12 protein-coding genes are annotated in these 10,963 nt (G+C 69.7%); all 12 read left to right on the top strand.

The features are described from left to right. Positions 1-247: 247 nt before the first annotated feature. Positions 248-1,054: a MetQ/NlpA family ABC transporter substrate-binding protein gene (locus tag AOZ49_RS27235; protein WP_054434979.1), complete on the top strand. Its 807-nt coding sequence runs from the start codon at positions 248-250 to the stop codon at positions 1,052-1,054. A gap of 50 nt (positions 1,055-1,104) precedes the next feature. Beyond that, entirely contained in the window at positions 1,105-1,698 is a 594-nt protein-coding gene (gene ssuE / locus AOZ49_RS27230; protein ID WP_054434981.1) for an NADPH-dependent FMN reductase, read from the top strand. An 18-nt stretch (positions 1,699-1,716) separates the two neighbouring features. Continuing rightward, complete coding sequence (locus AOZ49_RS27225; RefSeq protein WP_054434983.1) at positions 1,717-2,688, top strand: sulfonate ABC transporter substrate-binding protein; 972 nt, start codon at positions 1,717-1,719, stop codon at positions 2,686-2,688. A gap of 17 nt (positions 2,689-2,705) precedes the next feature. Continuing rightward, positions 2,706-3,878, top strand: a complete 1,173-nt coding sequence (gene ssuD / locus AOZ49_RS27220; RefSeq protein ID WP_054478855.1) for an FMNH2-dependent alkanesulfonate monooxygenase — start codon at positions 2,706-2,708, stop codon at positions 3,876-3,878. Next, entirely contained in the window at positions 3,878-4,663 is a 786-nt protein-coding gene (gene ssuC / locus AOZ49_RS27215; protein WP_054434987.1) for an aliphatic sulfonate ABC transporter permease SsuC, read from the top strand. Before ssuD ends, ssuC begins: the two co-directional genes overlap by 1 nt. Positions 4,664-4,689: 26 nt before the next feature. Then, complete coding sequence (locus AOZ49_RS27210; RefSeq protein ID WP_054434989.1) at positions 4,690-5,919, top strand: acyl-CoA dehydrogenase family protein; 1,230 nt, start codon at positions 4,690-4,692, stop codon at positions 5,917-5,919. A gap of 28 nt (positions 5,920-5,947) precedes the next feature. Next, positions 5,948-6,757 (top strand): methionine ABC transporter ATP-binding protein, encoded by an 810-nt coding sequence (locus AOZ49_RS27205; RefSeq protein WP_054434991.1) that lies wholly within the window; start codon positions 5,948-5,950, stop codon positions 6,755-6,757. Further along, positions 6,757-7,419 (top strand): methionine ABC transporter permease, encoded by a 663-nt coding sequence (locus AOZ49_RS27200; protein WP_054434994.1) that lies wholly within the window; start codon positions 6,757-6,759, stop codon positions 7,417-7,419. The genes AOZ49_RS27205 and AOZ49_RS27200 overlap by 1 nt, the downstream gene beginning before the upstream one ends. Before the next feature lie 16 nt (positions 7,420-7,435). Then, positions 7,436-8,269 (top strand): MetQ/NlpA family ABC transporter substrate-binding protein, encoded by an 834-nt coding sequence (locus tag AOZ49_RS27195; RefSeq protein WP_054434996.1) that lies wholly within the window; start codon positions 7,436-7,438, stop codon positions 8,267-8,269. Between the two features lie 25 nt (positions 8,270-8,294). After that, a complete protein-coding gene (locus tag AOZ49_RS27190) occupies positions 8,295-9,203 on the top strand; it encodes an ATP-binding cassette domain-containing protein (RefSeq protein WP_054434998.1) in 909 nt (302 codons plus the stop codon). A 131-nt stretch (positions 9,204-9,334) separates the two neighbouring features. Then, the gene (locus tag AOZ49_RS27185; protein WP_006227327.1) at positions 9,335-9,550 is read left to right on the top strand and encodes a TOBE domain-containing protein; all 216 of its coding nucleotides are present in this window, start codon (positions 9,335-9,337) and stop codon (positions 9,548-9,550) included. Between the two features lie 125 nt (positions 9,551-9,675). Further along, positions 9,676-10,963, top strand: a 1,288-nt coding sequence (locus AOZ49_RS27180) for a DUF3300 domain-containing protein (RefSeq protein WP_082380601.1), incomplete at its 3' end; no start/stop codon positions are given.

Here is a 10,963-nt window from a genome sequence, read left to right as displayed (position 1 = left end):
CGCTCCGGACCGCAATCGTAGCCCCGCCATCCCCCACCGACCCCACCACGCGCGCCTTAAGAACCCAAACCCTGCCCGCTCCCCCACCCACCCAAACTCCCCGAAATAACCTCATATTTCCAAAACCCCCAAACCCCAAAAAAAACCAACCCACACCACATATCCTCATACCCACTAAGTATTTTTCCCAAAGATTTCGCAATGACAGAATCCAATCAACTCATTCGAATCTCGTCGGAAAAACAAGATGTCCTTCACTCGCCACCTGCTCACCGCCACCACCCTCGCCCTGGCCCTGACCAGCACGGCCCACGCCGACACGCAGGAAAAAAAGACCATCACCGTCGGCATCTCCGTCGGCTCCACCGAGAAGATCTTCGACGTCGTCAAGAAGGTCGCCGCCCGTGACGGCCTCGAGATCAAGCTGGTCAAGTTCAACGACTACCAGCTTCCCAACGCCGCCCTGAACGCCGGCGACCTCGACGCCAACGCGTTCCAGCACAAGCCCTTCCTCGACAACCAGATCAAGGCGCGCGGCTTCGACATCGTGCCGGTCGGCCTGACCGTGACCGCGCCGCTGGGCTTCTATTCGCGCAAGATCAAATCGCTCAACGACCTGCCCGAAGGCGCCTCGGTCGGCATCCAGAACGATCCGTCCAATGGCAACCGCGCGCTGCGCCTGCTGGCCGCCTACAAGCTCATCACCCTCAAGCCCGAGGCCGAGGAAAAGAACAACGCCACGCCCTCGGACGTGGTGTCCAACCCGCGCAAGCTCAAGCTGGTGCCGCTGGATGCCGCGCAGTTGCCGCGTTCGCTCGACGACCTGACCGCAGCCTCGATCAACAACGACTACGCCACCCAGGCCGGCCTGGAACCGGCGCGCGACGCCATCGGCCGCGAAGCCGCCAATGGTCCCTACGCCAACATCATCGCGGTGCGCACCAAGGACCGCGACCAGCCCTGGGTCAAGAAACTGGTGGCCGCCTACCAGTCGCCCGAAGTACGCACCTTCATCGACAGCGAATTCAAGGGTTCGCTGATTCCCGCCTTCTGAGCCGGCCTGGCGCCGCGCACGATTCTTCAACGCAACACCGGCCAACCCACATGAGCATCCTCACCCTGGCGGGCAGCCCGTCGCAGCGTTCCCGTTCCTCCGCCCTGCTGCGCCATGCGGCGCAGCTGCTGCGCACGCGCGGGCTGGCCATCAGCGAATTGGGGCTGCGCGACCTGCCGGCCGAAGACCTGGTCGAGGGCCACTACGCCGGCCCGGCCGCGCATGCGCTGCGAGCCCGCGTGGCCGCGGCCGACGCGGTGCTGATTTCGACGCCGGTCTACAAGGCCTCGTTCTCGGGCGGGCTGAAGGCGGTGCTGGACCTGCTGGACGAGAAGGCGCTGGCGGGCAAGGTGGTGCTGCCGATCGCGACGGGCGGAAGCCCGGCCCATCTGCTGGCGCTGGAGTATGGCCTCAAGCCGGTGCTGTCGGCGCTGGGCGCGCGCCACATCCTGGCTGGCGTCTACGCCACCGACAAGCAGGTGCGCATCGATGACGACGGCGCCAGCGTGATCGACGACGAGGTGCGGACGCGGCTGGAGGATTCGGTGGAACGCCTGGCCGAGCAGGTGCGGCCGCGCGGCGTGGTCGTCAACGAAGCATTCGATCTTGGCCGGCTCGCGCTCGCGGGCGGCTTCAGCGTCTGAACCAACCAAGGGGCTTGCATGCGCAGCATCATCTGGATATCGCGTCTTTCCGTCTTCCGCTGGCTGGCGGCGCTGCTGTGCGCCGCGCTGTTGTGGCCCGCCGCGCAAGCGCAGGCGCAGGAGGCCAAGACGCTGCGCATCGGCTTCCAGAAGTACGGCACGCTGACCATCGTGCGCGCCCTGGGCGACCTGGACAAGCGCCTGGCGGCGCAGGGCATCACGGTGAAGTGGACGGAGTTTCCCGCCGGCCCGCAGCTGCTGGAAGGACTGAACGTCGGCTCGATCGACTTCGGCACGGTGGGCGAGGCGCCGCCGGTGTTCGCGCAGGCCGCCGGCGCGGCGCTGGTGTACGTGGGCAACGAGCCGCCGTCGCCGACCAGCGAGGCCATCCTGGTGCCCAAGGACTCGCCGATCAAGAGCGTGGCCGACCTGAAGGGCAAGAAGGTCGCGCTGAACAAGGGCTCCAACGTGCACTACCTGCTGGTCAAGCAGCTGGAGCGCGCCGGCGTGCCCTATGCCGACGTGAACGTGGCCTACCTGACGCCGGCCGACGCCCGCGCCGCCTTCGAGCGCGGGTCGGTCGACGCCTGGGTGATCTGGGACCCGTTCCAGGCCGCGGCCGAGAAGCAGTTGGGCGCGCGGGTGCTGGCCGACGGCGCCGGCGTGGTCAAGAACTACCAGTTCTTCCTGGCGGCGCGTCCCTACGAAAAAGCGCATCCCGACGTGATCCAGATCGTGCTGGAGGAAATCCGCAAGGGCGACCTGTGGGCCCGCGACCATCGCGCCGAGGCCGTGGCGCTGCTGCAGCCGGTGCTGGGGCTGGACAAGGCGGTGGTCGAACTGGCCGCCGAGCGGCTGGCCTACGGCGTGCAGCCGATCACGCGGGAAGTGCTGCAGGAACAGCAGCAGGTGGCCGATGCGTTCCACGCGCTCAAGCTGATCCCCAAACCCCTCAACGTGTTCGACGCCGCGCCGTCGGGCCTGAAATAGACAAGGGCAGGCATTCCATGGACGTCTTCTGGTTCATTCCCACCCACGGCGATTCGCGCTATCTCGGCACCAGCCGCGGCGCGCGCGCGGCCGGCTACGACTATTTCCGCCAGGTGGCGGTGGCCGCCGACACGCTGGGCTACGACGGCGTGCTGCTGCCCACCGGACGCTCCTGCGAGGATGCGTGGGTGGTGGCGTCCAGCCTGATCGGCGCCACGCGCCGCTTGAAGTTCCTGGTGGCGATCCGCCCCGGCGTCAGCTCGCCGCAGTTCTCGGCGCGCATGGCCGCCACCTTCGACCGCCTGTCCGAAGGGCGGCTGCTGGTCAATGTGGTGACCGGCGGCGACCCCGGCGAGCTGGAGGGCGACGGCGTCTTCGTCAGCCATGACGAGCGCTACGCCATCACCGCCGACTACCTGCACATCTGGCGCGGCATCCTGGAGAACAGCCACGAGGCCGAAGGCTACAGCTTCGAGGGCGAGCAACTGGTGTCCAAGGGCGGCAAGGTGATCTACCCGCCGGTGCAGAAGCCCTATCCGCCGCTGTACTTCGGCGGCTCGTCGGAGGCCGCGCACGAACTGGCCGCCGAACAGCTCGATGTGTACCTGACCTGGGGCGAGCCGCCCGAGGCCGTGGCCAGGAAGATCGCCGACATCAAGGCGCGTGCCGCGCGGCACGGCCGCACGGTGCGCTTCGGCATCCGCCTGCACGTGATCGTGCGCGAGACCGAAGGGGCCGCCTGGGCCGCCGCCGACGCCCTCATCAGCCACCTGAGCGAGGACGCCGTGCGCGCCGCGCAGACGGCGTTCTCGAAGATGGATTCCGAAGGCCAGCGCCGCATGGCGGCGCTGCACGGCGGCAAGCTCAACGACGAGCACGGCGGCCGCAAGCACCTGGAGATCTCGCCCAATCTGTGGGCCGGCGTCGGCCTGGTGCGCGGCGGCGCGGGCACCGCCCTGGTGGGCGCCCCCGAGACCGTGGCCGCGCGCATCCAGGAATACGCCGACCTGGGCATCGAGACCTTCATCTTCTCCGGCTATCCGCACCTGGAAGAGTCGTACCGCTTTGCCGAGCTGGTGTTCCCGCTGCTGCCCGGCAAGGGCGGCAAGCAGGTCGGCAACACGGTGCTCACCGGGCCGTTCGGCGAAGTCATGGCCACCGAGCTGGTGCCCAAGGAAGCGGCCAGCTGATGGCCGACGCCCGCAAGCCCGGCGGCTGGCGCGCGGCGCTGGCGCCCTGGCTGGTCCCCGCCCTGATCCTGGGCCTGTGGCAGCTGTCGGCGCAGGCCGGCTGGCTGTCGTCGCGCATCCTGCCGGCGCCGTCGGCGGTGGCGGCGGCGGCGTGGTCGCTGGCGGCGTCGGGCGAGCTCTGGCAGCACGTGCGCATCAGCGCGCTGCGGGCGCTGTGGGGCCTGCTGCTGGGCGGCGGGCTGGGCCTGGCGCTGGGCTTGCTGAACGGTTCCTCGCGCACCGCCGAGACCTTGCTGGACACCACCTTGCAGATGATCCGCAACATTCCGGTGCTGGCGCTGATTCCGCTGATCATCCTGTGGTTCGGCATCGAAGAGACCGCCAAGCTGGCGCTGTTGTCGCTGGGCGTGTTCTTTCCGGTCTACCTGAATACCTTCCACGGCATCCGTTCGGTCGATCCGGCGCTGATCGAAATGGGGCGCTCCTACGGCCTGACGGGCTGGCGTTTGTATCGCGACGTGATCCTGCCGGGCGCGCTGCCCTCAATCCTGGTCGGCCTGCGCTTCGCGCTGGGGCTGGTGTGGGTGATCCTGATCGTGACCGAGACGATCTCGGCGCAATCGGGCATCGGCTACATGACGATGAACGCGCGTGAATTCCTGCAGACCGACGTGGTGCTGCTGGGCATCCTGCTCTACGCGCTGCTGGGCAAGGCGGCCGACACCCTGGCGCGGCTGCTGGAGCGCCGCCTGCTGCGCTGGAACCCGGCCTACCGGCCGGCCTGACCCGCCTTCTTCCACGACGAGATTCCATGGCCAAGATCCAGACCGACCCCGATACCGCACACGCGCCTGCCGCCGGCGCCGCGCCGGCGCGCGCGGCCGACGACATCCCGCGCGCCGTCCAGGCCCTGGCCGATCAACTGGCCGCCACCGCCGTCGAGCGCGACCGCCAGGGCGGCCACGCAGCCGCCGAGCGCGAGCGGATCCGCGCCAGCGGCCTGCTGCGCCTGTCGGTGCCGACCCAATACGGCGGCGCCGGCGCCAGCTGGTCGACCGTGCTGGCGGCGGTGCGCACGCTGGCCGAGGCCGACAGCGCGCTGGCGCACGTGTTCGGCTTCCATCACTTGCAGGTGGCCGGCGTGCTGCTCTATGGCACGCCCGCCCAGCATGACTATTTCCTGCGGCCCACGGTCGAGCGCAACCTGTTCTGGGGCAATGCGCTCAATCCGCTCGACCGGCGGGTGGTGGCGCGGGCCGAGCTGGACGGTTATCGCATCGACGGCGTCAAGAGCTTCAGCTCCGGCTCGGTCGGCTCCGACCTGCTGACCTTTTCCGCTTGGCACAAGGCCTCGGGCACCGCGCTGATCGCCGCGCTGCCGACGCGCGCCGAGGGCATCACCGTCAACCCCGACTGGGACGCGTTCGGCCAGCGCCAGACCGACAGCGGCACCGTGCGCTTCGACCACGTGCGGCTGGAGCCGGTGCAGGTGCTGCAGGCGCCGGGCGTGGATCCCGCGCCGCGCGCCACGCTGCGCTCGCAGGTGGCCCAGCTGATCATGACCAACCTCTACCTGGGCATCGCCCGCGGCGCCTTCCGCGAAGCGCGCCGCTACGTGCGCGACGACGCGCGGCCCTGGTTCGCGTCCGGCGTGCAGCGCCATGCCGACGACCCCTATGTGCAGGAGCGCTTCGGCGAATTCTGGCTGCGGGTGCAGGCGGCGCAGGCGCTGGCCGACGTGGCCGGCCTCAGGCTCGACGCCGCGCTGGCGCGCGGGCCGTCGCTGACCGCGGACGAGCGCGGCGAGGTGGCGGTGGCCGGCGCCCAGGCCAAGGTGCTGGCGCACCGCGCCGCGCTGGAGGTGGGCGACGGCCTGTTCGACGTCACCGGCGCCTCGTCCACCGCGGCGCGCTATGGCTACGACCGCTATTGGCGCAACGCGCGCGTGCACACCCTGCACGACCCCGTGGCCTACAAGATCCGCGACCTGGGCCGCTACGCGCTGCTGGACCAGATTCCCGAACCCACCGCGTATTCCTGATGCGCATGACCTTCACCTTGATTCGCCGATGACCGATCTTTCCTCCCTTCCCGAACTGGCCTCGCTGCCGCAGCCGCTGATCCGGCTGGACGCGGTGAGCAAGTCGTTCGCCACCCGCGCCGGCCGCTTCGACGCGGTGCGCGACGTGTCGCTGTCGATCCGCGCCGGCGACACCTTCGGCATCATCGGCAAAAGCGGCGCCGGCAAGTCGACCCTGCTGCGCCTGATCAACCTGCTCGAACGGCCCGACGCGGGCACGGTGCGGGTCGGCGGCACTGAACTGACCGCGCTCGGCAAGCCGGCGCTGCGCGCCGCGCGCCAGAACATCGGCATGATCTTCCAGCAGTTCAACCTGCTGCAGAACGAGACCGTGTTCGAGAACGTGGCCTTTCCGCTGCGGGTGCATGGCGGCCGTGGCCGCGAGCAGATCGCGGCGCGGGTGCGCGAATGCCTGGAGATCGTCGGCCTGACCGACAAGACCGCCAGCCATCCGGCGCAGCTGTCCGGCGGCCAGAAGCAGCGCGTGGCGATCGCGCGCGCCCTGGCCAGCGAGCCGGCGGTGCTGCTGTGCGACGAACCGACCTCGGCGCTCGACCCCGAGACCACGCGCTCGGTGTTGAGCGTGCTGCGCGACATCAACAAGCGCCTGGGCGTGACCATCGTCATCGTCACGCACGAGCTGGCGGTGGTGCGGGCGCTGTGCCGCCACGTGGCGGTGATGGAGAACGGCCAGGTGCTGGAGCAGGCCGAGATCTCCGGCGCCGGCGTCCACCTGACCTCCGCGCTCGGCCGCGAGCTGATCCGCGAAGCCACCCATCCCTATGAAGAGGTCGCCTGATGCTGGACACCTTTGTGCAATTGCTGCCCGAGCTGGGCGTGGCGGTCGGCCAGACCTTCCTGATGCTGGCGATCGCGCTGGCCGCGTCGATCCTGCTGGGCGGGCCGCTCGGCGTGCTGGTGTTCCTGACCGGCCCGGGCCAGTCGCTCGACCGCCCGCTGGCGCACCGGCTGTTGAGCTGGACGGTCAATACCGTGCGCTCGTTCCCGTTCATCATCCTGCTGGTGGCGCTGGTGCCGTTCACCCGCGTGATCGCCGGCACCTCGATCGGCCCGGTGGCGGCGGCGGTGCCGCTGTCGTTCGCGGCGATTCCGTACTTCGCCCGGCTGGTCGAGCAGTGCCTGCGCGAAGTGCCGCGCGGCGTCATCGAGGCCGCCCACGCCGCCGGCGCATCCGAACTGCAGATCGTGCGCCGGGTGCTGCTGGTGGAAGCGCGTTCCGGGCTGGTGCTGGCCCTGACCGTGCTGGCGGTGAGCTTCCTGTCGTATTCCGCGGTGGCCGGCGTGGTGGGCGGCGGCGGCATCGGCGACCTGGCCATCCGCTATGGCTATTACCGCTTTCAGACCGACGTGATGGTGCTGACCGTGGCGCTGCTCGTGGTGCTGGTGCAGATCATCCAGTTCGCCGGCAATACCGTCGCGCGACGCATCGACAAACGCTGATCCCGAGAGGAACCCCATGTCCGTCAAACGCAATCTCCTGAGCCTGGCGCTGGCCGCCACCGTCCTGTCGCTGTCCGGCGGCGCGCTGGCGGCCGATCCGGCCAAGAAGGAAATCGTCTTCGGCGCCACCGCCGGCCCCTACAGCGACCAGATCAAGCTCGGCATCAAGCCGATCCTGGAGAAGCAGGGCTACACCGTGCGCATCGTCGAGTTCAACGACTACGTGCAGCCGAACTTCGCGCTGGCCCAGGGCGCGCTGGACGCCAACGCGTTCCAGCACATCGTGTACCTGAAGAACTTCGCCGCCAAGAACAAGCTGGAGCTGTCGGAACTGGTCAAGGTGCCGACCGCGCCCATCGCCATCTACAGCCGCAAGTACAAGAGCGTGGACGCCGCGCCCGAGGGCGTGAGCGTGGCGGTGCCGAACGATCCGACCAACCAGGCGCGCGCGCTGGTGGTGCTGCAGGAACTGGGCTGGATCAAGCTGCGTGAAGGCTACGACCCGCTGCAGGTGTCGGAGAAGGACGTGGCCGTGAACGTCAGGAAAATCAAGCTGATCCCGCTGGAAGCCGCACAGCTGCCGCGTTCGCTGGAAGACACCGACTACTCGTTCGTGAACGGCAACTTCGCGCTGGCCTCGGGCCTGAAACTGACCGAGGCGCTGGCGCTGGAGAAGACCACGCCCACCTACCAGAACCTGGTGGCGGTGCGCACGGCCGACCTGGACAAGCCTTTCGTCAAGGACATCGCCGCGGCCTACGCCTCGCCCGAGTTCCTGGCGGTGACCGAGAAATCGTTCGCCGGCTTCGTCAAGACCGATTACCAGCAGAAGCTGGCGGCGTCCCGCTGAGGACGCGGCGCCCGGAGGCCGGACCATGTTCATCCACCCCAGCGAGTACGAGCTGCTGCAGCACCTGGACGTGCCGGGGCGCGGCGAACGCGAGCCGGAGCCGGCCGATGCCGCGCCGGCGCGGGCCGCGCTGCGCGTGACCTTGCGCCAGCTGTCCAAGCGCTATGGCGAGCGCCAGGTGCTCAAGGGGCTGGACCTGGACATCGCGCCCGGCGAGTTCGTGGCGGTGGTGGGGCAGAGCGGCTGCGGCAAGAGCACGCTGCTGCGCCTGCTGGCCGGCCTGGAAACGCCCAGCGCGGCGCAGGGCGGCGTGCCGGCGCGCTCGCCGGTGCTGTTCGACAACTTTCCGCAGTGGTCGGCCGACAGCCGGGTACGGATGATGTTCCAGGACGCGCGCCTGCTGCCGTGGAAAAGCGTGCTGCAGAACGTGGCGCTGGGCCTGCCCGGCCAGGCGCGGGCCCAGGCGGCCGAGGTGTTGCGCCAGGTCGGCCTGGGCGACCGCGGCGGCGACTGGCCGGCGCGGTTGTCGGGCGGCCAGCGCCAGCGCGTGGCGCTGGCCCGGGCGCTGGTGCACCGGCCCGGCCTGCTGCTGCTGGATGAGCCGCTGGGCGCGCTGGACGCCCTGACCCGCATCGGCATGCAGCAGCTGATCGAGGACATCTGGCGCCGTGACGGCTTCACCGCGGTGCTGGTGACGCACGACGTCGGCGAGGCGGTGGCGCTGGCCGACCGCATCCTGGTGATCGACGAAGGCCGCGTGGTGCTGGACGAACGCGTCGAGCTGGCGCGGCCCCGGTCGCGCGGCTCGGCCGCCTTCGCGGCGCTGGAAGCCAGGGTGCTGCGGGTGGTGATGAAGCAGGAAGCGCCGGCGGCGGGGGACGACAGGCCCCTGGCGCCGGTCATACAGATACGGCATCTGCGTCTCGCGGTCTAGGGCCTGTGCGAGGCTCCTTGTAGTGTGAACAGGCCCTAGTCCGCCGGCCGCGGGGGCGGTTTTCCTGGCAAGCGCCATTCCGGCGCGAGCGGGATCCCACGGAAATCCTTCCATTTTTCAGGAGCAGCACCATGAGCATTCAATCCATCAACGCCCGCAACCAGTTCCGCGGCAAGATCAAGGAAATCATCCTCGGCCCGGTGGTTTCGGAGGTCGACGTGGACACGCCTGCCGGCATCGTCACTTCCGTCATCACGACCCGTTCGGTCAAGGAACTGGACCTGCAGGTTGGCACCGAGGTGCTGGCCTTCGTCAAGGCCACCGAGGTGTCCGTCGCCAAGCTGTAGGCGCCTGCGGCCACCGCCGAAACGGGCGCTTGTCGGGCGCCGGTTTCGGTATATATTGTCTGCGCGGTATCCGGCGGTTCACTCCAGGTTTGTGGCTTGTGCGTTGCGATCACGGAGAACGGGAAATGCGTCGACTGCAAGCGTGGTTCCTCGGCTGTCTGTGCCTCGGGTTGGCCGCGTGCCTGCCCGCCACGGCCCAGAGCAAGCTCGACAAGGGGCAGCTGGACCAGCTGCTGGCGCCCGTGGCGCTCTATCCCGATGCCCTCCTGTCGCAGATCCTGATGGGGGCGACCTATCCCGATGACATCGCGGCCGCGGCCCTGTGGTCCGCCGGGCATGCCAGCCAGTCCGGCGACCCGGCCGTGCAGGCGGTCCAGGCCGAGCCCTGGGACCCGAGCGTCAAATCCCTGGTCGCGTTTCCGTCCGTCATGGACATGATGGGCCGCCAGCCGGAGTGGGTCCGGTCGCTGGGCGACGCCTTCCTGGCGCAGCCGGACGACGTGATGGACTCGGTCCAGCGGCTGCGGGCGCAAGCGCGCCAGGCAGGCAACCTGAACAGCACGCCGCAGCAGAAGGTCACGGCTTCCGATACGGGCGGCAAGACCGTGGTGGTGATCGAGCCGGCCGATCCGCAAGTGATCTACGTGCCCAGCTACAACCCCGCCGTGGTCTACGGCACCTGGCCCTATCCCGCCTATCCGCCCGCCTACTACCCGCCACCGCCCGGCTCGGCGTTCGCCACCTCGCTGGTGGCCGGCATCGGCTTCGGCCTGGGGGTGGCGGCGGTCGATTCCCTGTGGGGCGGTTTCAACTGGGGCCGCCACGACGTCGACATCAACGTCAACCGCTACAACAACATCAACGTCAACCAGCGCATCAACGCCGGCAATGCCAATGGCAACCGCGTGGCCTGGCAGCACAACCCGGAGCGTCGCGGCAACACGCCCTACGCCGATCCGGGCAGCCGCCAGCGCTTCGACAGCCAGCGCCAGGGCGGACCGCGCGACCGCGGGCCGGCCGGCTCGGCATCCGCGCCGGGCGCGCGCGACGCCGCCCGCGAGCGCGCCGCGCAATCCTTCCAGGGCCGCACGGGCCAGCCCACGCCCGGGCACATGGCGCCGCGCGACGGCGGCGAACGGCCTGGGCAGGGCGGCGTTGGCGCCCGGGCGCCGGGAGCCGCTCGCGAACCGTCGGCGGACCGCCGCGCATCCTCGGCCGACCGCCAGGCCGCGACCCAGCGCCAGCGCGCGGATGCCGCGGCCGCGCGCGACCGTTCGCGCGCCAACAACGGCAACAACGCGCTGCGCGACGCCGGCAACGGCGACCGCATGCGTCAGCAGGCGCAGCGCGGCGAACGGGCGGCGTCCGCGCCGCGCGGCGGCGATGGCGGTCGCGCGGGCGCGGGCCATGCCG

The organism is Achromobacter sp. 2789STDY5608615, from assembly GCF_001298995.1.
Lineage (GTDB): Bacteria > Pseudomonadota > Gammaproteobacteria > Burkholderiales > Burkholderiaceae_B > Achromobacter > Achromobacter insuavis.
The sequence above is the reverse complement of the archived record's forward strand: the minus strand, read 5'-3'. Positions and strand labels throughout refer to the sequence as shown.